Annotated in this window: 15 protein-coding genes and 3 pseudogenes; 8 read left to right on the forward strand and 10 right to left on the reverse strand. The window is 50.8% G+C overall.

What is annotated here, in order from left to right; genetic code table 11:
* A complete protein-coding gene (gene murQ / locus ACQ86O_RS26530; RefSeq protein ID WP_431223545.1) occupies positions 1-909 on the reverse strand; it encodes an N-acetylmuramic acid 6-phosphate etherase in 909 nt (302 codons plus the stop codon).
* Between the two features lie 341 nt (positions 910-1250).
* On the opposite strand from murQ, the gene ACQ86O_RS26535 reads away from it, so the two are divergent.
* The 4 genes and pseudogenes from ACQ86O_RS26535 (at position 1251) to ACQ86O_RS26550 (ending at position 6932) form a co-directional block, all read left to right on the forward strand.
* Entirely contained in the window at positions 1251-2111 is an 861-nt protein-coding gene (locus ACQ86O_RS26535; RefSeq protein WP_431223546.1) for an SIS domain-containing protein, read from the forward strand.
* 410 nt (positions 2112-2521) lie between these two features.
* A complete protein-coding gene (locus ACQ86O_RS26540) occupies positions 2522-4393 on the forward strand; it encodes a glycoside hydrolase family 3 protein (RefSeq protein WP_431223547.1) in 1872 nt (623 codons plus the stop codon).
* Between the two features lie 17 nt (positions 4394-4410).
* A pseudogene (locus tag ACQ86O_RS26545) lies at positions 4411-5495 on the forward strand (hypothetical protein).
* Between the two features lie 105 nt (positions 5496-5600).
* Positions 5601-6932: an exo-beta-N-acetylmuramidase NamZ family protein gene (locus ACQ86O_RS26550; protein WP_431223548.1), complete on the forward strand. Its 1332-nt coding sequence runs from the start codon at positions 5601-5603 to the stop codon at positions 6930-6932.
* Between the two features lie 59 nt (positions 6933-6991).
* On the opposite strand, the gene ACQ86O_RS26555 is transcribed toward ACQ86O_RS26550, so the two are convergent.
* The 9 genes and pseudogenes from ACQ86O_RS26555 to ACQ86O_RS26595 form a co-directional block, all read right to left on the reverse strand.
* Positions 6992-7261: a hypothetical protein gene (locus ACQ86O_RS26555; protein WP_431223549.1), complete on the reverse strand. Its 270-nt coding sequence runs from the start codon at positions 7259-7261 to the stop codon at positions 6992-6994.
* A complete protein-coding gene (locus ACQ86O_RS26560) occupies positions 7243-8634 on the reverse strand; it encodes an esterase/lipase family protein (protein WP_431223550.1) in 1392 nt (463 codons plus the stop codon). Before ACQ86O_RS26560 ends, ACQ86O_RS26555 begins: the two co-directional genes overlap by 19 nt.
* Positions 8635-9223: 589 nt before the next feature.
* A pseudogene (locus tag ACQ86O_RS26565) lies at positions 9224-10617 on the reverse strand (amidohydrolase family protein).
* Between the two features lie 13 nt (positions 10618-10630).
* Complete coding sequence (locus ACQ86O_RS26570; protein WP_431223551.1) at positions 10631-11581, reverse strand: carbamate kinase family protein; 951 nt, start codon at positions 11579-11581, stop codon at positions 10631-10633.
* Between the two features lie 194 nt (positions 11582-11775).
* On the reverse strand, positions 11776-13326 hold the full coding sequence (locus tag ACQ86O_RS26575) for a xanthine permease (RefSeq protein ID WP_431223552.1): 1551 nt from the start codon (positions 13324-13326) through the stop codon (positions 11776-11778).
* A 111-nt stretch (positions 13327-13437) separates the two neighbouring features.
* A complete protein-coding gene (locus ACQ86O_RS26580) occupies positions 13438-14856 on the reverse strand; it encodes a DUF1116 domain-containing protein (protein WP_431223553.1) in 1419 nt (472 codons plus the stop codon).
* Positions 14856-16403 carry an acyl-CoA synthetase FdrA gene (gene fdrA / locus ACQ86O_RS26585; protein ID WP_431223554.1) on the reverse strand — a complete coding sequence of 516 codons (1548 nt, stop codon included), beginning with the start codon at positions 16401-16403 and terminating at the stop codon, positions 14856-14858. Before fdrA ends, ACQ86O_RS26580 begins: the two co-directional genes overlap by 1 nt.
* Positions 16381-17151, reverse strand: coding sequence for a DUF2877 domain-containing protein (locus ACQ86O_RS26590; protein WP_431223555.1), 771 nt, complete (start codon positions 17149-17151; stop codon positions 16381-16383). Before ACQ86O_RS26590 ends, fdrA begins: the two co-directional genes overlap by 23 nt.
* Before the next feature lie 143 nt (positions 17152-17294).
* The gene (locus ACQ86O_RS26595; RefSeq protein ID WP_431223556.1) at positions 17295-17900 is read right to left on the reverse strand and encodes an ankyrin repeat domain-containing protein; all 606 of its coding nucleotides are present in this window, start codon (positions 17898-17900) and stop codon (positions 17295-17297) included.
* A gap of 480 nt (positions 17901-18380) precedes the next feature.
* Here ACQ86O_RS26595 and ACQ86O_RS26600 point away from each other — a divergent pair.
* The 4 genes and pseudogenes from ACQ86O_RS26600 to ACQ86O_RS26615 all read left to right on the forward strand — a co-directional run bounded on the left by ACQ86O_RS26600 (position 18381) and on the right by ACQ86O_RS26615 (position 23635).
* A pseudogene (locus ACQ86O_RS26600) lies at positions 18381-19309 on the forward strand (LysR substrate-binding domain-containing protein).
* Positions 19310-19431: 122 nt separating this feature from the next.
* Positions 19432-20058 (forward strand): acid-sensing system DNA-binding response regulator EvgA, encoded by a 627-nt coding sequence (gene evgA / locus ACQ86O_RS26605; protein WP_431223557.1) that lies wholly within the window; start codon positions 19432-19434, stop codon positions 20056-20058.
* Complete coding sequence (locus ACQ86O_RS26610) at positions 20055-22346, forward strand: transporter substrate-binding domain-containing protein (protein ID WP_431223558.1); 2292 nt, start codon at positions 20055-20057, stop codon at positions 22344-22346. The genes evgA and ACQ86O_RS26610 overlap by 4 nt, the downstream gene beginning before the upstream one ends.
* Before the next feature lie 77 nt (positions 22347-22423).
* Positions 22424-23635, forward strand: coding sequence for a response regulator (locus tag ACQ86O_RS26615; protein ID WP_431223559.1), 1212 nt, complete (start codon positions 22424-22426; stop codon positions 23633-23635).
* Positions 23636-24057 lie beyond the last annotated feature (422 nt).

The raw sequence follows: 24057 nt of genomic DNA on the forward strand, positions 1-24057 counted from the left end.
CTATGCCTGTATCCCTTGCAGCGCTTTACGGATAAATCCTTTATTCTGATTCAGAACCGCCGCCGCCTCTTCGGCAGTCAGGCCACCCAGGATCATCACGATCGCGGTTTTACAGTGGCGATGGCATTGGTTGAGCGCATTCTCAGCCTCTGCGGGGCTGCACTCGGTCGCCTCAACCACAATATTGACCTGGCGCTGTACCAGCTTGGCGTTTGTGGCCTCAACGTCCACCATCAGGTTGCTGTAAACCTTACCACTGCGGATCATGGCGCCGGTGGTTATCATATTAAGAATTAACTTCTGGGCGGTGCCCGCTTTCATGCGCGATGAACCGGTGACCACTTCCGGACCGACCAGCGGCTCAATGGCAATATCTGCCGCTTTGCTCATTTCGCTGTTCTGATTACAAGAAATGGCCGCGACTTTGGCACCCAGGCTACGGGCATAAGCCATCGCCCCCAACACATAAGGGGTTCGGCCGCTCGCGGCAATCCCCACGAGCACGTCACGCGCATTAAAATCGAGATTACGCAGATCCTGCTTCCCCATTTCCGGGTTATCTTCTGCATTTTCTACCGCCTGCAATATCGCCGTATGGCCACCGGCAATCAGGCCGATCACCAATTCACGCGGTGTGCCGTAGGTTGGCGGACACTCACTGGCATCCAGGATCCCCAAGCGGCCCGAGGTTCCTGCGCCGCAATAAATCAATCTACCGCCGTTGGCGAAAGCCTCAACCACCAGATCCACCACCTTGGCGATCTCTGGTAGAGTCGCTTCCACTGCAACAGGGACCTTTTTATCCTCGGCGTTGATCACCGCAAGCATATCCAGCGTTGGTAGAGTATCAATTTGCGAACTGGCCGGATTACGGCTTTCCGTCACCATCTTGCTTAAATTAATCTTCATGGGGCTTCCATTTGTTTAGGTTTTCGGCAATGTTAAGGAATTATTTATTCATCAAATGTGATAATCATCACGGTAAATCGATTCTCACTTATCGTGACATGAGGAATAAACGTTAAAAAAAGCGTCATTAAAATAGTTATCTTAAATGATTTCAAATACATAAATCGATGGAATGAAAAACCAGCTACAGGAATAATCTATACCCTATGAATTTCAAGTTGCAGCTAGGCACTCTGCTATCTCATCCCCTGGAGCTGATTTAATGGGATGAGATGGGTGCAGGTAGCAACGCGGCAGCTTGAAAGGCGACGGGTATATTACACACAGTGGGGATATTGTTAATGTCAGTGCTAAACCAAATCACCTGGTTGCTGCCAGGGCTGGCCGAAAACCAGCAAAAAATTGCAAAATACATCCTGGATAACCCGGAGTCGGTGCTGAGCATGTCATCTTCCAGCTTCGCCGAAGACGCCGGTGTCAGTCAGTCCGCCATCGTGAAGTTTAGCCAGAAGATTGGCATGAAGGGCTTCCCGGCGCTGAAAATTGCCATCAGTGAAGAGTTGGGCAGAAATAACCAGTTCAAAACTTATCCGCATAAGGCGTTGCATAACGCCATTTCCTCTGAGGACTCACTGATGGTGGTGGCGCAAAAACTGGCCCACGAAAAAACCGCTGCAATCATGGAGACCACCAAAAGGATCAATTTCCCGCTGTTTCATCAGGTGGTGGATATTATCGATAACGCGCAGCGGGTGCAGATTGTCGGCATTTGGGGTTCCGGGCTAACGGCCAAAGATCTCAGCTACAAATTGCAGAAAATAGGCATCCTCAGCCTGGCAGAAGCCGATCTGCACGTTCAGTTGGCCACGGCGCAGGCGCTGACGCCAAAAGACGTGCAAATCGTCCTGTCTTTCAGCGGCAAAAGAAAAGAAATGCGCATCGCAGCGACAATGGCAAAGGCTCAGGGGGCCACGGTTATCGCCATCACCGGCAATAAAGCAAACCCTCTGGCCAAGATTGCCGATTATGTGCTGGAAAGTGTCTCTGACGAAAACGAATGGAGAAGCTCTTCAATATCATCAAGGACGGCGCAAAATACCCTGACAGACCTGATTTTTCTGGCTCTGATGCAGCAACGAAAAGAAATTGCCAAACCGTTGGTGCTCAATGCCAGCATGACCATTAACAACCTGGACGACTGACCCACACACTGACTGGTTCTCGCGGTAAAACGCTGGCAACTCTCTAACCGTTAAACCTTTTACCGGTAATGGCTCCGTTCATCCGAGCCTTGGCGTTTCTTGGTAGAACCAGTTACTCCTCCCTGCCCCTTGAAATATAGTTAGCGAAAAAATGATTTAGTGATATCTGAGAGTATTCTTATCATTAATTACAATATAGAAATTAATTACTCCAAGATATTCCCGATATGATAAAGCTATTCCTCGCCTATTCCGTGGATCAGTAAGGTGGTGACAAAAAATGGCTGTGCAAGAAACAGTCATTATTCCTTTCCAGTCAAAAAGGACGAATAGAGCAATTGTGATAATTATCACTTTATTAGCCGTTTTGGAATGTACAATCGCCGGAAAATTACATCACGGAGTCATCCATGAAAAAAATAATACCTGTCGTTTTTTTATTTAGTGCCGGAAGCTATGCCGCAGCCATTCCAGAAACACAGTTGAAAGAGATGTGGCTTTCCCCTGAAACGTCCGCCGAAAAACTAATCAACCAAATGAGTTTTGAAGAAAAGCTCGGGCAGATGTTGATGATAGATATTCGTTCATGGGATGAAAACAACAGTGAAAATAAGACGGCTTTTATCACGATAAATGACAGCGTCAGTAAAATGATCACCGATTTCCATCTGGGTTCGGTGATCCTGTTTCGTGAAAACCTGATTGATACTCCGCAGACGGTCGAATTAATTAATAACCTGCAGAACGCACGCGATAATTTGCCGCTGTTTATCAGTACCGATCAAGAAGGGGGCTATGTCACCCGCCTGCGTGTTGGTACTGAAATGCCGGGGAATATGGCTCTGGGCGCAACCGGGTCAAACGACCTGGCCCAGCAGGCAGGCAGTATTCATGGCTATGAATTAACCAGCCTGGGTTTTAACTTTAACTTCGGCCCGGTGGTGGATGTTAATAACAACCAGAATAACCCGGTGATCGGGGTTCGGGCCTACTCAGACGATCCGATCCTGGTGGGGAAACTTGCCCGTAGTTATATCGAGGGGATCCATAAATACCCGGTTCTCACTTCGTTAAAGCATTTCCCAGGCCATGGCAATGTCACCTCGGATACCCATTTTGCCCTGCCGAGTGTCAATATTGATAAAGCGGCCTGGCAGCAGACGGAGCTGAAACCGTTCACCGAAGTCATGCCAGACACCGATGCCATCATGACCGCTCATGTCGTGGTTCCGGCACTGGATAACACCCGTTTGACCAATATCAAAGGGGAGAAAATCGGCACCCCGGCAACCTTGTCCAAGCCGATCCTGACCGATATTTTACGCCACCAGCTTAAGTTTAATGGCCTGATCCTGACGGACGCGATGGACATGGGGGCAATCACCGGTAATTTTGATCGTCACTGGTCGATAAAGCAGGCTATTTTGGCAGGTAACGATATTGTGCTGATGCCGCTGGCGATTAAAGACAGCAACAGTATTGAGCAACTCGGCGGCCTGTATGACTATTTGAAAGCCGAGGCAGAAAAAGACCCGGTATTTAAGCAACGTATTGAGGATTCAGCACAACGGGTTATTTATACTAAACTCAGCAAACAACTCTCGCCTGCAGCGCATAATGCCGCCACGGCACAAACTATTGTCGCATCCAAAGCGCATAAAGATCTTGAAAATGCCATTTCTGAGCAGGCTATAACGTTGATCAAAAATGACCATATTCTGCCTTATCCCCTCAAGCAACAAAACACTATCATGGTGTTTTCCGATGAGGCGCCACGCAATCAGCTAATAGAGAAACATCTGGGTGATATTGCCAATGAGCTCAACGTTCAGTTGAACGTCAACAATCAAGTGATTAAACTGGACCAGGATACATTAACGGTTGAAGAGATTGAAAAACAGCTCCAGGACCAGCAGTTTATTATTCTGGCAACCTATAATCTTAAGCTCAACCCGGTAAACGCACAGCGTATTATCGATATTGCCAATAAGAAAAACATCCCTTTAGTGGTTATCTCTACACGTAACCCCTATGACATCGCTTATTTATCTGATGTGAAAGCCAACATAGCCATTTATGGCATTACCGGGTTCGACGTGACTAATAACGTGCGTAATAGCCTGGAAACCAATATCCGCAGCGGATTAAGAACCCTGTTCCAAGGGCCTGCGGGTAAAACAGCTATCCTCGCTACACCTAAGGGGAAATTACCGGTAGATATCAAAACCCCAGACAATAACCAGGTGCTCTATCCGCGCGGTTATGGATTAACCACATTATAAAAAACTGAAGGTAAAATATGAAAATTTTGACAGGGTTAGTCATTCTCAGTGCCTTGGTGATAGCCAGTCCCGTTTTAGCCGATGAATCTGAAACCGATTATGATCAGGAAATCATCAAACTCAATAAAAGAATTCTGCAAATGGAACAGGAGAAGAAAGAGAGTCTGCAAAAACTCAAGCAGAAAGTCTGGAATTTCGATACCTATATTGGAACCGAGCAAGAAATTGACAGTGATGATAACTGGAAATTTATGAAAGGCAGCATGGCGACATCACCGTACCTCGGGGCCTATATCTACCAGAATGATTCATTGTGGCTCTACGATGTGCAGTTTTTGAAAACCTATCTGGATAACAACCCGGAATACGATCGCACGCGTTGGCAAGCCGGCGTTACCAGAACCTTTCCATTTACTCTGGAGGGCAAAAGCGGTAACACCAAACTGCGCCTCGGGTATCGTAATGACAACTGGCATTCTCCTTCGATCAGCAACCCGGCACTGGCCGATCCGGAATATAAAGGGGATATCCGCAAAGGCGAGGAGCGGCACGAGTTCTGGATCCGCCCACAGGCGTACTATAAATATTCTGACAGCCTGAGTTTCAATGCCAGTCTGTCTTTCCGCTTGATTGACCGTAAACTGGACTATGCCCGGGCGAAAGGTGACTACGGGGTCTACAAGCGTGACTGGAGCCAAATCAATGAACACTTTGCCGGTGCCAACCTGACGTTTAACCGGAAAAACTCGCTGTGGCTGAATTATCTTTATATCGATGAGCAATTGGTCAACACGCTTTACAACAAAGAGCATTTCTTGTGGGGGATTTACCGCTACAAGTTTGATAATGGCTTTTTACTGATGCCATATACCCGACTGGCGCTGGTAAAAGGGACACAAAGTTTCCGCGACTCGCATAATAATGAAACTGTGTATAAAGAAAAAACCGCAGCCGCTATGGGTTACAGGCGATATATCCCTTTACCCAACAAACATCGCTATTTGCAGATACCTACTACCGCCCGGAACAAACCTGGATGGACGGTAATAAGACCAGCAACAACTTCTGGTTCTGGGCGTTAGAACTACGGCATAACTTCTGATCTGGCTGCCGTGAGCAATCTAATTTATTAATCTCCCCAACGTCGTTGGAGTTGCAGCCAGCAACGCTGCAACTTCACGCAGAAGGGTCTAGAGGGAAATAAGGAATGAGACACTTCCTGTTGAACTTGTTTTTCCTGTGTTCCTCGCTCGTTATCTGTGTTCACCCTGCCAATGCAGCACAGGGCATTGTTCTGGGTGTCGATCGGGCCGATATCTACGGGCCGCTGCTGAAAAACCAGCGGGTTGGCCTGATGGTAAACCAAAGCTCCATCAACAAAGAGGGGCGTCATACCATCGACAAACTGCTCTCAGAACAAGGTAAGTTCAATTTTACCGTAACCACCTTGTTCTCGGTTGAGCATGGTATTCGGGGTAACGCAGAGGCCGGGCTGGGTGACGATAACCATATTGATAAACAGAGCGGTCTGCCGATCGTTTCCCTCTATGGCCGGGATGCCGATGGCCGAGCGCGAGCCCACCCAACCGAGGCGCAGTTGGCTGACGTTGATATCGTTATCTATGACTTGCAGGACGTTGGCGTTCGCTACTTTACCTACACCATTTCCATGCATCACATGCTGGAAAGCCTGCAAAAAAGCCATAAGAAGCTGATGGTGTTCGATCGGCCAAACCCGCTGGGTAATCAGGTTTATGGCCCGATCCTGGAAGAAGAGAATATATCGGGGATCGGCATGCACCCGATCCCGATGGTTCACGGCCTGACGTCAGGTGAGTTCGCCCGCATGATCATCGGCGAAGGTTGGTTGACCCATTTTAATGACGGCAACTGGCAGGCATTCGGCATCAGGCAATATCAATTGCCGCCAGAAGATCTGCTGGTTATCAGCATGGGTAACTATACCCACGACACAGCTTACTCATTGCCGGTTCGGCCTTCCCCGAACTTACGCAGTGACTTGGCGATCCAGCTATACCCTTCCCTGGGCCTGTTTGAAGCCACCAGCGTCAATATGGGCCGGGGTTCGGATCATCCATTCGAGCAATTGGGTTTTCCCTCACGCCAGTTTTATGTCAATACCTGCTATCAGGTAGACATTAGCCAGAAGAAAACTGGCTGGCCACAGGCCGGTAAAGAAGTTTGCGGTGAACGCTTTATCGATACCGATGCCCGCCAGGTCAAGCCAACCATTCGTTATTTTGTGGACTGGTGGTTCAAGTTCCACAATGCGGGCTATGCGCTGGTTATTCCCGCAGAGCAGGAAGCGCAATATCTGAGCTATCAGGAACAGTTCTATCTGATACGCCCGCTCTGGCTGGCAAAGCTCACCGGCACCAGCAGCCTGCCCCGGTTAATGAACCAGGCCAGCGAAAGAAAATTGTCGGTGGATGAAACCCTGAGTTTTATCGAAGCCCAGTGGCAACCGGGCATCGATAGTTATTTGCAACTACGCGAGAAATATAAGCTTTACCCCTAAACCCTTTCTTTGACTTTTGGGGTGATCGCCCAAGCTTTCACCCCGCTTTTTTTGAACGGTTAATGGCCTTCTATCTGGTTCCAGCCTTTGATAACAAAACGCAGGTTCCCTGTAATACCCGGTTTTGACGGACGACGATTGCCGTTTGCGTCAACAGTCTCGCTTGCCACCTTCACGGTTACCGAGCACCCTTCCCCTGCAATTTTCTCTGGCGTCAGTTGGGTATCGGCCGCAGCAAACCCCGAGTCCTGCCAGGCATATTTCACTTTCCAGTCACCATTTCCTTCTTTAGGGGGCACAATGTCCAGAATCAGTGCGTTATGGAACAAGTAACCCCCTCGAAATGTTCATTCAACCGTAAGCGCCGATCCACTTCATAATCCGGGATTTTCACCCCCAGAATCAGACTGTATGATAATGAAGGCCTGCGCGGATTGACTTTTGCCGAGTTGGCCAGAAACACGCTCGAGAGATAATGCGAGGGTTGGTTCCGCCATTCAGCCTGAGTCATACAAGCCACGGAATCCTCTTCTGCCATACGACGGGTGAGCGACCACAGCTTACCGCGAGGTGAAGCCAGAAGCTCAATCTGATAGATCGCGTCCACTTTTTTCTCATCACCATCGGCCGATTTCAAGACTTCCGGCGGCAGACGTACATCCTCAATATCCAGCCATATATCAACGCGTACATCGCCAAATAAAAAGCGGCTTAAGTTTTGAAATGCCTCTTCGCTATTGACGATGCCAAACGGCCCGGAATGCGCACGATAGGTGAAAGCTTTAGCGCAAGGCGCCCCAATAGAACCATCTTTATTCAGCCCATTTAACGTAGCGTTCTTAATCTTTACCAAGCCGTCGCTGCCGTTTCCAACAAATGCGCGTGATAATCCAGCCGCTACCTCATAATCCATACGGTTAGTCCCAACCATAGTAAAAATACGGCTCGAGGCGAGAGAGGATTCGGGGATAAGATCGACCCTATCATGATTTTTATAAGCCTGATCTAGCGCCAGATAATCCTTCATACGTCCACTACGGTTAAAGTTAGATATATCCATCGAGCTTAACCAGGAAGGAACATTCAACCCCAGCATATCAATGCCGTTATGGGGTGTCGCATAGGTGAAAAATTTATCGACGGATTTGGCCAGCTTGCCAGGATCAAGCGTAGGGTTTTGTAAAAAGGCTCTGCATACCAATCCCCCCATAGAATGGGCAACCAGATAACAGCGAAAATCCTCTTCTTTATCGATCCCACTGCGTGGGTTCGCCAACAACAAGCGCCGTACTTCTTTCACCACGGCGGCAAGGCCAACGGCCGCCTCCTCAATGGACAGCGTTTTCCCCGAACCGAACACCGTGGAAGCTGAATCATAATAGCGGTAGATAACAATAGACTTGCTGTTCAGCACATTGCCGGTCGGCTTACCTGAAGCATCAAATTCCCAGCCAGGATCCAGAATATCCAGGCCATCCTCATAAACATCACTATAGCCGAACTCCGACGCCAGACGGATTACCGGAGATTCAAACACAAATTTACGTGGCCGTTCTTTATTACTGGCCGAAGCACGTAATGTTGTTGAGCCTAAATTAAAACCATTAAAGGGATCGAGAGTAGTTTCATCAATTTCATTCCGGGTCATCGCAAAGCCCCGGACATAGATGATAGGGTGAAACGGTGCATTCGCATTTGCCATGTTTGTCATTCTCATTAAGAAGATAAAAGCGACCTATTGGAAAGTTAATTTTTATATTATTAATTTCACCAAAAAAATTTAAACCGCTTATTCAATGCAACATAAATACTTAGCAGCATAAATTAGCCTAAGCCAATGAAAAATAGCCAGTAAAAGGTAAGATCCTGGAGGTGAAAGTGCATATTTCTTTCAGGATATTAAACCCTACATAATAAAATAGTCGGTGATTTAACTTTATCAATAGCCGTGCACGTTTATTTTTCCAAATGATAATGGTGCCAAGGCAATACAGGGTGGTTAAAACACAAAATGGATAACACACCGTGCTCATTTATAAATGTGATGTATTTTCACTATTTCATTCATTTTTTGGATGTTTATCTTGCGCTTTCTGTTGCAACACAGCCGTGTGATAGCTATCCCTAATGGGGGGTTGATTGGCCGCTATTGCAGATAACAACGCAACGGCCAGCAAGACGATGGGTCGCTCTTCATCAGCGTGAAAGGGCATCGCGCCCCATAATACCTGCATCCATATTATGGGGCGCCAGGGAGGGGAACTCCCCTATGCGAAAGGGATATCAGGCAATCAGGCTTTACCGCCTTGCCCAACGTGGCCCCAGACCATCTCACCCCGGTGGAATGTGGCAGTTCTTGGCGAAATACGTGCCACCGCCTCGGCAGAACAAGAAGCATCTACCAGCACAAAGCTGGCTTCATCCTGGGATTTCGGCCACACGCGCTCACCTTTATCGTTCAGTGGCAGCACATCACCCGTGGCAATCGCCAGCGCACGCGACAAGGTTTTCTCGTTCGGTCGGATGTAAAGCTGGGCATAAAGATTGGCTTTCTCCAGCATGTCACCCAGACCATACGGCGACCAGTGGTCAATCACGCTGTCAGTGCCGGTCATCACAAACACGCCTTTATCGCGCAACTGGCTAAGCGGCATATGCAGCGTGCCAATCGGCACCGTTGAGGCAATCGTCACCTGCTGCTCTGCCATACGGGTTGCCAGCTCATCAACCTGCTGCTCAGTTAGCGTCGCCAGTGCAAAGGCGTGGCTGATGGTCAGTTTGCCTTTTAGCTGCGGCGTTTTCTCCACGGTTTCCACCATGTAATTCACCGCAGCCACGCCCGCCGGGCTGGTCTCATGCAGGTGGATATCCACCCCTTTGTTATAATCCAGCGCGATCTGGAACATGGTATCCAGCGATTTTTCCATCTGGCCATCGACGTTGGTGGGATCCAGCCCCCCACATAGTGTGCACCCGCTTGCATCGCTTCACGCATCAACGGCTCTGACTTCGAATACAGCAGGCCATGCTGCGGGAAGGCAACAATCTCGCAGCTAAAGCCAGACTGGCGGCGCGCCAGCACCTCTTGTAGATTTTGCAGGTTTTTCAGCCCCGAGGTCGGTTCAACGTTGCAATGGCTACGGGCGGCGGTGGAACCGTAGGATTGAAGCAGATCGATCAGCTTTTCTGCCCGCTCCTGCGTGTAGGGTTGCAGTTCCGGCAGCATTTTCTGTTCCAGCGCGATCATGTCCTTGATGGTGGTGCCTGCCGGGCGATTCAGCGAACGCCAAGGGCCGCCGTAAAAGGTTTTATCCAAGTGGATATGCATGTCACGCATTGCAGGCAGCATCAGCTTTCCGCCCGCGTCATAAACCGGCACCGTACCGTCCGGATGCTGGCGGTTGTTGCGCAGGGCAACAATCTTGCCCTGGCTGATTTCCAGGGTTTTCAGTTCGGTACGGGTGCTGACCGGCGTTGCGCCCTCGAACTCAAATCCGGCCTCCAGCAGCACGTTATCCAGATAATAATGGGGGCTGGTAATTTTCATAAGTTGGTCCGTCTCACCGTTTGCCGTTGCTGAGTGAGCAGCATACCCGACAGAGGAGGTGGCACCAAAGAGCGCGCAGGCGGCTGCCACTTTGCCGCTCTGGCTCAGGAACTGGCGGCGGCTATTATTTTCGTTCATCTCTTCTTCCTTCTCAGATATTGACGATATGGGTGCCGGTTTCGCCACGCAGGGCTGCGGGTAAACAATCCGGCGACGTGATCACCACGCGTTTTCCGCCATCACGCAAAAATGCCAGGCTGGCGATAATCTTTGGCAGCATACTGCCGGGTGGGAAATGCCCTTGCGCCGTATATTCCGTCATTTCTGCCACCGTTACCCGATCCAGCGCCCGTTGGTTCGGTTTGCCAAAGTGGATGCAGACCTTCTCTACACCGGTGGTGATCACCAACACATCGGCACGGATCTCCTGGGCCAGCAGTGCGGTCGAGAGATCTTTATCAATCACCGCATCCACGCTCTGGTAATCCCCCTGCGGGCCACGGACCACCGGAATACCACCGCCACCAGCGCCGATCACCACAAAGCCCTGCTGGGTAAGCGTTTTAATTGCCTCGGCTTCTACAATGCGTTTGGGCTCCGGCGAGGCCACGACCCGGCGATAACCGCGCCCGGAGTCTTCCACAAAACGCCAGGTCGGGTGGCGCTGTAACAACTCGTCTCGCTGCGCTGCACTAAAGAACGCGCCAATCGGCTTGGTGGGATGGGTAAAGCCTGGGTCGTTTTTATCCACTTCGACCTGTGTTACCACCGTCACCGCTTTCTGCTCACCACGCTGTGCCAGCCGGTTGTTGAGCGCTTGCTGGATAAGGTAGCCGATGCCACCCTGGGTATCCGCCACGCAATTGGCCAACGGGGTTAGCGGTAACCCTTCAAGCTCATGGGCAATCTCTGCACGGCGTAAATCCAGCCCCACCTGGGGGCCATTGCCGTGGGTAAGGACAATGTCATAGTCCGATGCCAGCATCTCCAACACCGATTCTGCCACGGCTTTCACCGCCTCGGCCTGATGCTCAACAGACTGGCTGGCGTTATCTCTGATAATGCTGTTGCCACCAATGGCAACCACCACGAGTTCTTTCATCTGCTTTATCCGGTAAAAAATGCCGCCTTTCCCCCTTTGAATAGAACGGGGTGAACGGCTTTGGCCTGGTGATATTCCCCTAACCCTCTCCCACCGGGAGAGGGGACGGTATGTGCCACAACCTGGCTTCTGCGCCTGGGCGCAACCTCATGCCGGTGCCCTCCCCTGACATGGTGAAAGTTGGCAGCGAACCCTCAGACGGTTTTGGTCTCTTCCTGCGCTACTGCAATAGACAATTCCCGGCTATCGAGGAAATGCTTGACCACAAACATGCCCGACATCATCAGATAGGCCACAACGAACGTCAGTGAACTGCCCTCGGCAAAACCGACGGCAGGCGCATGGATCACGCCGAACAGCGCCAGCAATGCACCGGCTGCTGCGGCCACCGCACCACGCAACGGTTTGTTAATGATGGCGAAAATGGCAATACAGCCCCACAGCATACTGGCCAGCGGAGCGCCGTTACCCAAATGCACCAACCCCTGGTAGTAAACGCCTTTGCTGTGCAGCACCTCGGCCCCCAGCTTGGCCGCCGAAGTCCCCGCAGCCCCCATCACGCTGTTGACCATAGTGAGTGCCCAGTTGGCGATCCAGGGGAACAGGCAGATAAAGATAACCGGCACCTCCACTTTCGGCGTTTCCCTCACCACCTGGTTGGCAGTGACCACACCGATAAACACCAGGATCGGTACAATGGCAGTCATTGGAATCACCGCCAGCATAAAGGCCCCCAGCCCGAACAGCGGCACGATAAACATGGTGACGCCGGAAGCCAACGTATAGCCGATACTGGCCCCCATCGCTTTCCAGCCTGCATGCCCAACGTAGACAGTCACCGGGAACGGATTGCCCATCAGGCAGCCAAGCATTGAAGAAAGCCCGTTGGCCATCATCACCTTACGGGTGTTGTAGTTGTCACCCGCCGCGTGGGCGCTTTCGATGTTCTCCAGGTCAAAGATGTAGTTCGCCAGCCCCAGAGGGACAGCGGAAGCCAGGTATGGCAAAGCGTGCGGCAACCCCTGTATAAAGCTGTCAATGTGAACCCCTGGTGGGTTAAAGCCAAAGGAAGACATCGACGCTTTAATTGCTTCCGGGCTTTGCAGGCCGGAGATCCAGGCCAGTGCGGTACCGGCCACCAGCAGCAGTAAACCGGTAGGAATACGCGCAAAGATCGGTTTTTTGCCAAACCAGTTAATAAAGATCAGCAGCAGAACAATGAACGAGACGGTCGGCGCTTCAAACGCCTGCAGCATCGGGTTCATCGCCAGCAGCAGCAGCCCCAGGCCAGACAGGCAGGAAAGCAGCACGGTACGTGGGATCATCTTGCGGATGGTTTCACCCAGGAACGACCCCCCTACCAGGATCAGCGCTTCAACAAAGCACCACACCAGGCCGATCTGAATGGCGAAATCCGCATCACCGGTTTGCTGGTAAACCGGCATCAGCACCAGAAAGGTAACGGTGAATATAGACGGCGCACTGGGGCCGGATGGCAACGCGGTCACATCGGTACGCCCGGTCTGGCGCGCCATTTGCAGCCCAAACCAGGTATAACAGATGCTGGCCATCATCACCGCCAGGCCAAAGGCCGGGGCAATACGCCCGAATACAATCTCTTTGGGAATACCCACCACAAAGATCAACAACCCCATCATGGTGAGCAGGTTGGTCAGGTTATTGGTCATCAGCCCAAAGTAGGCTGCCCAGTCACCGCGTTTCCATTCTAATTTTACTCTGTTCATGGACTGTCCTTCACAGGTCGTTAAAACGCTCTCTACGATCCAGCGGATCGCTATCGGGTCCTGCAGGTGTCGGCTACCTTGTGGCTGGCACCGGGCCAGCCCTGGTTATTATTAGTGGCAGTAGCTGTCGCGGTATGTCAGTAAAGCTTTTTCGAAGCAGGCGAACGGCGGATGAACAATCCCGGCGCCAATCATGCCGATCCCCGCATCTTTATGGGCAATGGCCGTGTTAATCACCGGCAGGATGCCGCTGCTGCCAACCTTGGTGATATCAATTGCCGTCGGTATCCCCATAAACGAAAGCAGCGGAATGGTGACGTTAGGGTTTTCACCCAGGGTGATCTCCCGCATCTGGCGTGAGAAATCGATCGCCTCATCCACCGTGCCCCCCACCAGCGCCACGATGGCCGGGGCCGTTGCCATGGCAAAACCCCCTATACCGTAGGTCTCGGTGATGGCGCTATCGCCGATATCCAGCCCGGAATCCTGCTCTTTATAACCAGCAAACATCGGGCCGATAACCTGCTGCGCCGGGCCGGTAAACCACTGGCCTGGCAGCCCGCTGACGCGCAGGCCAAACTCGACGCCGTTGCGTGCCATAGTGGTCACTACCGTGCTGTATTCGATCCCGTGCGCCGCATCCATTGCCGCTTTGCACATCGCCATCCAGGTCGGGCCGGAGAAGTAATCGCTGCTGGCCACAAAATCAAACACTTCCTTCTGCTGCGCTACCGGGTAACCGGTCTGAATGATCCACGGCGTCAACGCCTGGATCAGCAGTGCCGTGCCCGCATTATTGCGGTTGTGGCATTCGTCGCCCATATGCAGCGCCTGTGCCAGCATCAGCCGCAGATCAATCTCCCCTGCCAGTTTCATGGCTTCACGCAGCATAGGTCCCTGCACATCGCGCATCCAGTTCAGGCGGTCAATCACGCTCTGGTCATTGGCCCCCATACGCAGGATTTTCGCCATCTGCTCGCTCATGTTGGTATAAGCGCGGTTGCCGTAAGTTTTGTTTTCTACGATATGCATAAACATTGAAGCAGAAGTCACGCCTGCCATTGAGCCAACGCAGTCATGCTCGTGGCACGGCGAGAAGATGATTTCGCCAGAGGCCGCCAGCTCGGCCGCTTGTTCCAGGGTGGCAGCCAATCCTTCAAACACCAGTGCGCCGGTGACTGCCCCTTTCATGCCTCCGCACATCTTTTCCCAGGCGATCGGTGGGCCAGCATGCAAAATGGTGTTGCGCGTCATGCCAGGCACCACGTTGATCGCCTGGTCGTAACCCACCAGCACCGGGTGTGACTGAATAATGCGCTCCAGCGCCTGTTGGTTAGCCGCCGCGATTTTTGTGGCAAGTTCTGGGGAAGCTAGCTGATCCAGTGCCTCAACTACCGCCATGTTGCCCTGCCCCGGCGGGGTCCAATCAAGATGAGTCACCTGGGTATGCTGTTTTTTGAGATCGTCACTGAACATCGCGATGCCAAGGTTGATCACATTCAGCGGCTGGTTAAATAATGATTGGCTCATCAGACTTTCTCCCCTTTACAAACAAATTCACGCGCGAGTAACCCGGTGTTGGTACTGCTGCTTGCCCAGATGACGCCGGCATCGGTAAGCATCTGGCACTGCTGTTGTAACGAAGGCGTGTCGAGGTCAGTGCCCAGCACGTAGCCGAGGATCTCCAGCGGGCGTTTTTCGCTGGCCGCAATCGCCTTGGCCTCTTTGATGGCGTCGATCATCACGCCCACCGGGTCTTCGTGCGCACCAAAACCGAGCACGAAATCCATCACAATCACCCCCACTTGCGGATCGCGCGCCTCCTGTAACAGGCGACTGATACGATTGGTGGGATCAATCATCGGGTGCGGTTTGCCGTTGGTGAAATCGTCATCGCCAAAGTCAAGGAAGGTGTGTGCCACACTCTGGTTGAGATCTTTCAGCCGCAGGGCCGGATCGGGTTGGATATTGCTATAAACGTCGTCGAATTTTTCCAGGGCAGCAAACATGGCTTCGTCGCACAGGGTGCCGCCGCAGAACAGGCCGCGAATATACTTTTGCTGAGGTGTCAGACGGGCGCGGACTTCTTCAATCAGCGGCCAATTGAGCGGATGGAGATCGAGAGACTCTTCTTTGATGCCGGTGAGCAATACCGCCTTTAACGCCGCCTGTTTGGTCGCACGCGCAAACTGCAACCCGGCTTCATCCGCAGGCGGTGCCTGGCGGCCAAGGAAGCAGACCACCACCGGTTTACGACAGGCACGGGCCCGCTCAAGTACCGTGCGGGCTACCGCTGGTGCCGGGGGTTTGGAGACCAGAACAATCACCTGTGTCGCTTCATCCTCTTCCAGCATTTTTAGTGCGTCCAGCATCATCAGACCGCCCACCTTTTCGCTCAGATCGCGCCCACCGGTGCCTATCAGTTGCGAAATCCCGCCGCCAAACTCATGGATACGCACGCTCAACTCCTGGCTGCCGGTGCCAGAAGCCCCGATAACGCCGATGCTGCCCCGGCGTACCGCATTCCCAAAGCACAGGGCGGTGCCATTAATGATGGCGGTGCCACAGTCCGGCCCCATCATTAACAAGCCCTTTTGATGCGCCAATTGCTTCAACGCCAGTTCGTCGTCAATGGAAACGTTATCGGAGAACAACATCACGTTGAGATTGTTTTCCAACGCCTGGCGGGCTTCACGCGCCGCATACAGACCGTTTACCGAAATAACCGCCAGATTGCTGTCAGGAATATTGGCTTTTGCACTGGCCAGGGTGGCGTAGCGCGCCTCGTGCCGGCCGCCTTTATCTTTATGGGTAAATAACGCCTCAATGGCCTGGAGGTTGGCTTCGTTAGCCTCGTCGCTGGCCCCCTTGATCACAATCATCAGATCGCCATTTTTAGCCGCCTCCAGCTCCGGGGTGAGCAAACCCAGATTCTGCAACACGCCTTTGTTCATCTCGGTGGCCATCGCCACAAACGCCTGCTCCACTCCCGCCAATTTGTTGGCCTTGGTCGAGATCGACATCAGCGAAACGGAATCAAACCAGGTATTCTTTTTAACAATGATCCTGATGGGCATATTTTTCTCCAAAATATGAGGTCAAGAGACAGGCATCCGCTATGCCATGCAGCATGTCGCAACCCGAACTTGAACCGATTTTTTTAATCTCGTTAATGGTGTGAATAATAAGGTGACGATCGTCGCGCACTATTTTTTCTATCAGATGACTAATCACCTGCCGATAGCGCTGATTGATTGCCGCCTCTAACGTAATGGCACTCAACAGCGTGGTTTTCTGTTTCGCTGTTTCCAACACGGCGACAAAATTATCGCGATATTTATCCGCCGGATGTCCAGGCAGTAGCAAAATGGTGCAAAGCCCCACCAGATAATCATCCCCGGAAGGCGTCAACCCAATCCCCAAACCAATAAGGGAACGTATTATCTCATCAGGATTTTCATTACGGCGAATTGCCATTAATAATGCATCCCGGTTACGCTGCAATTGCACTGCCATTTCCTGATAAAATATATTTTCGCCGTAATAATAAAAAAGTGAAGATCCCGAGGCGGCGTGCTGATTAATACAACGACCCCAAAATTGCCAGATAACCGGCGTCAGGTTCTCGGTGGTTAAATACAGGCCAGGCTGCTGCCATAAATGGCAGTGGGAGAAATCAATCCACTTATTCTGGCCAATTTCAATACCGTTAATGGAAAACGCTACCCGTTCACCGGGGCTAAATATTCTGTCGCAGTGCCTGAGCGCTATTCGGCAACTATTTGGCGCGTTATCATATTCATCACTTAATAACGTATACAGCATTTGCTGCTGCGGAACGAACAGGTTTACCGCCCGGGAAAATACCTGTTCGACCTGCCCGCTTAGCCTTTGGCGGGGAATGCCGCCTCCGCCGATAGCGCTGTGATGCACTGCCGTAGTGGCGGTGCGATAATGTTTCTCCTCCGTTATGCGCCAGCGGCAACCAACAGTTCGGCAATCTGGTGATAGCCTTTTTCGCGCGCCAGCGTCAGTGGCGATTTGCCATATTTATCGGTCATATGAGGGTTGGCACCATGATCGAGCAGCAGTTTGACAATTTCCTGCTGTTTTGCGCCGCCATCATTGAGCACAATGGCTTCCAGCAACGGTGTCCAGCCGACAAAATTGGTATGGTTCAGATTGATATCGGTATGCATTAATAATTCACGCACAATTTCGACGTGGCCTTTTTCACTGGCTGGGGTAATACCTACGCCGCCAAAGCGGGTTAAACGATCCAAGTCTGGATTTGCCGGTAATATCAGGCGCAACAGCGTTAAATCATTATTCAGGCAGCTCAGCAGGAACGGGTTGAAACAGGTTTGATCTTGTTTATCAATATCCGCACCGGCAGAGATTAATAATTTTACGCAGTCGTAGTGTTTATTCAGGCTGGCGAGCGTTATTGCGGTGCGGCCCTGGCGGTTGCTGGCATTGATATCCACATTTTTACTCAGGCAATTTTTCACCGCATCCGTATCGCCTTGTTCTGCAGCAAAAAGGAATTCGCTGATCAATTCTTTATCGGACATATTTAGGCTCCATCTTTTCTGGTGGGCTTTGGCTACTTTTCTTTGATCCTGAGAATAGCAACAGATACAAAAGAAAAACATCCGCTTAAAAAGCATTCATCGCAAAGGGTAACATTATTGAATTGCATTCAACAATCAGAGTGGAGCGTGCGACGGCGCAATCTTTTTCTTCCGTTTTAACCTTTTTGCCTGAGTAAAACCCGGGTTGGCGCACCGGCTTTCAGCTCCGGTTATCGCTGGCCGCACACAAATAATCAAAAATGTGATTGGCCTCAAATCAGTTGTAACTCCAGTGTTAAATTTTGTTCAATACTGGTTGCTCATGGGAAGGATTATAAATACATTCAACAATACGCCCGGGTGCTCTTTTCCTCTCCCTCTCTCTCCCCTAAAAGAGAGGAAGCGGTTATTGGGGGCAAGCGTTAATATGTAGCACGTTCAATCCCCTCTCCCTATGGAGAGGGCTGGGGTGAGGAAGTCATGAATTCCATATTTACCGAAGAGAACCTGCTGGCATTCACCACCGCCGCACGTTTCGGCAGCTTCAGCAAGGCGGCAGAAGAACTGGGCCTGACGACATCGGCCATCAGCTATACCATCAAGCGTATGGAAACCGGGCTGGATGTCGTGCTGTTTAACCGCAGCACCCGCAGCATTGAGCTGACCGAATCCGGCTTTTACTTTTATCGCAAAGCCACCGATCTGCTGAATGACTTTCACGCCATCAAGCGCGGCATCGATACCATCTCGCAGGGGATCGAAGCCCGGGTGCGCATCTGCATCAATCAGTTGCTCTATACCCCAAGGCACACCGCCCGGTTGTTGCAGGTCCTAAAGAAGCAGTTCCCCACCTGCCATATCACCGTGACCACCGAGGTGTATAACGGCGTCTGGGATTCGATCATCAACAACCAGGCCAATATCGCCATTGGCGCCCCAGATACGCTGCTGGATGGCGGCGGTATCGATTACACCGAAATTGGCGCTATCCGCTGGGTATTTGCCATTGCGCCCGATCATCCGCTGGCGTTTATGCCGCAGCCCATCTCCGAGAGCCAGCTACGGCTGTACCCCAATATCATGGTGGAAGACACCGCTCACACCATCAACAAGAAGGTCGGTTGGCTGCTGCATGGCCAGGAGGCGATCCTTGTGCCGGATTTCAACACCAAATGCCAGTGCCAGATCTTGGGGGAAGGGATTGGTTTCCTGCCAGAATATATGACGCGTGAGGCGGTGGCAGAAGGTTTGCTGATCATCCGCAGCATTCATAACCCGCGCCAGGATTCGCGTATGTTGCTGGCTACGCAGCATGCGGCAACCGGCCAGGTCACTCAGTGGATCAAAAAGCAGTTTGCCGCCGGGGGATTTTGGCCGCAATTTACGCCGACCTGCTCTACCGCGAATAACCCTTGCAGAAACTGCGGCATAGAACCAATACAATTTGCTCATGTATGATTGATTTACACTATGCTCAATAACATATTGTTTCGCTTTAACAGCCAGAGCTCAAACACTGAGGATGGCCATAATGAACACGGCAAAAAAAGCAATCATTGTTGACGATCATCCCCTGGCACGCTCAGCAATCCGCAGTCTGTTGGAGGCAAGCGGTCTCATGGTAATTGCAGAAGCGGAAGATGGCAGCCAGGCGCTGAAAACCATCCTGAGCAAGATGCCTGATGTCGTTATTGTCGATGTGGACATTCCCGGCATCAACGGCGTAGAACTGGTCGAAAAACTCAGGGAGCGCCAATTCACTGCCATTATCGTAGTGGTCTCGGCGAAAAATGATCGCTTTTACGGTAAGCGCAGTGCTGATGCCGGAGCCAATGCCTTTATCAGCAAAAAAGAGGGTATGGAGAATATTATCGCGGCCATAGAGGCAGCACAAAAAGGCTACAGCTACTTCCCCTTTATTCTCACTAACTTTATCGGCACCCACTCATCCGAGTATGAAAAATTGGCCGCGCTTTCCGCGCAGGAAACCAAAGTCTTACGCTATATTCTGGCTGGATATGATAACAGCCGCATTGGCGACGAGATGTTTATAAGCAGTAAAACTGTCAGCACCTATAAGACTCGATTAATGGAAAAGCTGGGTTGTAATTCCCTGATCGAGCTACTTTCTTTTGCCAACCGCAACAAGATCGTATGAAAAATCTCGTCCACTTTATGGCTGTTTTTCTCTTTAGCGTCGCCAGTATGGCGGCGCAGACACCGGCAGCAATAAAGCTGGATTTGTCGGGCTTTAATCATATCCCGGCCACTGCGGTTCAGCTCAATCATGATGATGAGCAGTGGCTGAAGCAAAAGGGGAAAATCACGGTAGCGGTGATACCACCCGATACCCCGCCACTGACGTTAAATACGGTGACCAACCGCTATCGAGGCATGAACGCGGATTATCTTGCGCTGATGCAACGTTCTCTGAACGTGCCGGTGTCGGTCGTTCACTTTCCCGATGAACCAACTGCCATCGCCTCATTGAATGCGGGAAGCGTGGACCTGATACTGACGGACCTGATCTATCAGCCACAAAATCGCAAAGATGTGCTGGTTACCCGGCCAGTCTTCTACTCCTGGCCAACCTTGATTACCTCTTTAACGCACGTGATGGAGCCTCTGCGTAGCGAACAATTTGTCACCATTGCCACTACGAATAACTATCCTCCTGAATCATTTATCAAGCAGTCATTCCCCAATGCGCAGATTATCCCTTTCGACAAGCCATATGACGCGCTATCTTCCGTTGCTCATGGCCAATATGACTACTATATGGGGGATAACTTAACCAGCAGTGCGATTATTTCCCAAGACTTTAATATGGCGCTGAGTATGGTTAAGTTCTGGAACCAGGATCAGAAAGAAAGTGTATTTCTGGTTTCCCCGCAGCAGGAAAGATTAAAAGCCATTTTGGATAGTTTTATCTCTGCATTAGACGAAACCACTCACAATCAAATTACCCAGGGGTGGATCGACAAAGGGAATATTTCCTTTGTCATCGATAAACTCGCTCTCTCCCCTCAAGAGTCACGCTGGTTAGCACAGAACCGGACACTGAAGATCCTGATTAATCCCTACTTTGTTCCCTTCACCATGGTGGATAGCAATCTTGAAGTCCGCGGGGTTATTGGTGACATTCTCAATTTGATCAGCCTGCAGACCGGTCTGGTATTTGAACCGGTGGTGGTAAAATCTGACAAGGAAATGCTCAAGGAGCTGGATAAAGGCAGCTGGCATCTGGTGCAGGCGGAAACCTATGATCTTGGTCATAACGAAAAACTGGCCTTTACCCATCCCTTTATAACCTCGCCATTTGTTGTGGTAGTGAAAAACAGCGTTGAGCAGGCCGCGGCGCTGACCTCTGATATGAAAGTGGCAATCTCGTTCAATCACCCTTTGCTGAAACAGTTGCAGGCGCAATATCCCAGCATCCGTTGGACGATAGTGGAAAACTCCAGCGTTGCGGTAAATCTGGTGGCCAATGGGCGAGTAGACGCAAGTATTTCCAATCAGTTAACTACCCGCTACCTGAGCGAACATTACTACCCTAATCAGTTGAAATACTCTCCGGTACCCGGGGTAACACCTGCTGCAATTGTATTTGCCATGCCGAACGGGGCGTCAGAGTTGCGCGGTATTCTGGATAAAGCGCTGGATAATATCCCGCAAAAAGAAATCCTCCAGCTCACGGGCAAGTGGGTCAAGCTGCCCGAAATCACTATTGATACCTGGGATCTTTACAACAAGCAGTTTTATCAGTTGGCGGCCTTGGCCACCCTGCTGGTGATCAGCACGCTAGTCTGGGGGATTTACCTGTCAACCGAGATACGCAAAAGAAAGCGGGCACAACAGCGGTTGAAGGCGCAATTACAATTTCGCAATACCCTATCCAACGCGATCCCTATCCCGGTTTACGAAGTGACCTTGGCTGGAAAGCTGCAACATTACAACCAGGCGTTTCTCTCCTTCTTTACCGCTCCGGTGCAGGAAAAAATCATTGATTCCGTCTATGACAGCCGGCATCCCTTTGCCTCGCTGTTTTTAACCATCGGCAACGAGATCAGTCAGGGGTTGCAACCAGCAGAAGTGATCGTTCACGACTTTATTCTCAGCAATGGGCATGAAGAACGGCAGATCCGCCACTGGATGACCTTATGTGCCATGCCAGACGATGAACCTTCCGTGATTATTTGCGGCTGGCAGGACGTGACGGAAATAAAAGCGCTAATGGCCGCCCTTAAGGGGGAGAAAGACAAAGCCGAGCAAGCCAACGAAGAAAAGAGAACCTTTCTTGCACGCATGAGCCATGAAATTCGCACACCGGTGAGCGGTATTGTCGGCTTCCTTGAGCTTTTGCAGCACTCGTCCGGGATCGTTGATGAGCAGGACAAAACGTCAGTGCAACAGGCCTGGAACGCTTCCCGATCCCGCTGGCGCTGATTGGCGAAGTTCTGGATCTGGAAAAGATCGAGTCTGGGAAATATGAAATCATTGCGCAATGGGTCGATGTCAACGCCTTGATTAACGAAAAAGTCAGCCTGTTTACAGGCATCGCTGCGCAGAAAGAATTGGCGCTTGGCTGGAGCAGTTCGCTGGAAAGCAACGTCCGATTCTGGCTGGATCCTCAGCCCTTTGGCCAGGTGCTCATCAACCTGATCGGCAATGCAGTCAAGTTTACCCAGCAGGGAACCATCTCGGTTACTGCTGCTTCACTGCCTGCAACGGCGGGCCATAGAGAGTTGATTATCACCGTTGAGGATACAGGCCCTGGCATCTCGCCACAGCAGCAAGGGTTGTTGTTCAAGCCGTTTATACAGGCCGACGCTGGCCATCGACAAAGCGGTTCCGGTTTAGGACTGGCGATCAGCAAGGATCTGTTCTCCCTGATGGGGGAAATTGCCTTACAGAGCCAACCAGGACAGGGGACAACATTCACGCTGCGATTAATAGTGGCAATAGATTTCGATTCTAACGAGCAAGATGAACCTGAATTATCGCCAGTTGCCACGCCCCGTGTATCATCGCAACCGCTGGCGATCCTTATTGTCGACGATCACCCAGCCAATCGGTTATTGCTGCAACGCCAGTTGTTGGCACTTGGGGAGCAGGCCGATGAAGCCGACAATGGCATTGAGGCGTTAAACGCCCTACAGAATCAACATTATGATCTGCTGATCACCGACCTCAATATGCCCGATATGGACGGTATAGCCTTAGCCAAAGCTATTCGGCAAACGGATAATGAGATGACGATTTGGGGGCTGACCGCCTCCGCACAGCCGCACGAGTACCAGCAATGTATTGCTGCAGGCATGAACGCCTGTCTTTTCAAACCATTGAACCTGCAACAATTAGAGTCGTTATTAAACACCCTTCACCAAAAATGGCAGAACAGCAGTTATGACCTCAACAAGCTTACCCTGTTGGCTATGGGTAACCGGGCGCTGATGAAAAATGCCCTTGAGGATGCGCAAAAAGAAAACCGCCATGATTTAAGTATGGCCTTCAGCGCCCTGGACAAGGGCGACACCGCGGCATTGAAGCACCATCTGCACCGGATCAACGGAACGGCACAACTGCTGGGCGCCAATCGGCTGCACAGACAGGTGGAAGCATTGGAAATGCAGCTTTTGTCTGCATTTGACGCCGCTAACACCCATGCTGAATTAAAGCGGACGAAACAATTGCTTGAAGAGTTGGATGATGCCATTATGCAATTTGAGGTGTAATAAACTTATCCCCGTATTATTTAATAAGGTATTATCCTTATTATCCCGCCTCATCAAACACCCCTACCGCCCTTATTCCTACACGCGTAGGAATGGGATGTCATAACAATAAGGCATCTCTAATTCTCACAACTCAGAGTTAATGCAAGAATACTCCCATCTTGAACGAAGGGATAACTACAGAGCTTCCAGTAAGAATGATAACTAAGAAATTTCCGAGTAAGAAGTTTTGGCTATCAAAAGGGTCATAATATCCAAGTTTGGCCTATCTGGAATATAAGTTATTTATGCTACTTTTTTCAAAGAGAACAAAACAAATACTTGTATCGCTAATTTTATAGGTTTTTTGTTCTTATTAATTTATAAAAAAAGAACAAATAAACTATTTTAACAGCCACTGTAAATCATGTGATTTTTTTGAT

The organism is Serratia sp. L9 (genome assembly GCF_050632285.1).
GTDB lineage: Bacteria > Pseudomonadota > Gammaproteobacteria > Enterobacterales > Enterobacteriaceae > Chania.

Excerpts from the sequence above, each read along its gene's own strand:
- murQ (WP_431223545.1), bottom strand. The coding sequence starts at position 909 with ATGAAGATTAATTTAAGCAAGATGGTGACGGAAAGCCGTAATCCGGCC.
- ACQ86O_RS26535 (WP_431223546.1), top strand. The coding sequence starts at position 1,251 with ATGTCAGTGCTAAACCAAATCACCTGGTTGCTGCCAGGGCTGGCCGAA.
- ACQ86O_RS26540 (WP_431223547.1), top strand. The coding sequence starts at position 2,522 with ATGAAAAAAATAATACCTGTCGTTTTTTTATTTAGTGCCGGAAGCTAT.
- ACQ86O_RS26550 (WP_431223548.1), top strand. The coding sequence starts at position 5,601 with ATGAGACACTTCCTGTTGAACTTGTTTTTCCTGTGTTCCTCGCTCGTT.
- ACQ86O_RS26560 (WP_431223550.1), bottom strand. The coding sequence starts at position 8,634 with ATGGCAAATGCGAATGCACCGTTTCACCCTATCATCTATGTCCGGGGC.
- ACQ86O_RS26570 (WP_431223551.1), bottom strand. The coding sequence starts at position 11,581 with ATGAAAGAACTCGTGGTGGTTGCCATTGGTGGCAACAGCATTATCAGA.
- ACQ86O_RS26575 (WP_431223552.1), bottom strand. The coding sequence starts at position 13,326 with ATGAACAGAGTAAAATTAGAATGGAAACGCGGTGACTGGGCAGCCTAC.
- ACQ86O_RS26580 (WP_431223553.1), bottom strand. The coding sequence starts at position 14,856 with ATGAGCCAATCATTATTTAACCAGCCGCTGAATGTGATCAACCTTGGC.
- fdrA (WP_431223554.1), bottom strand. The coding sequence starts at position 16,403 with ATGCCCATCAGGATCATTGTTAAAAAGAATACCTGGTTTGATTCCGTT.
- ACQ86O_RS26590 (WP_431223555.1), bottom strand. The coding sequence starts at position 17,151 with ATGCTGTATACGTTATTAAGTGATGAATATGATAACGCGCCAAATAGT.
- ACQ86O_RS26595 (WP_431223556.1), bottom strand. The coding sequence starts at position 17,900 with ATGTCCGATAAAGAATTGATCAGCGAATTCCTTTTTGCTGCAGAACAA.
- evgA (WP_431223557.1), top strand. The coding sequence starts at position 19,432 with ATGAACACGGCAAAAAAAGCAATCATTGTTGACGATCATCCCCTGGCA.
- ACQ86O_RS26610 (WP_431223558.1), top strand. The coding sequence starts at position 20,055 with ATGAAAAATCTCGTCCACTTTATGGCTGTTTTTCTCTTTAGCGTCGCC.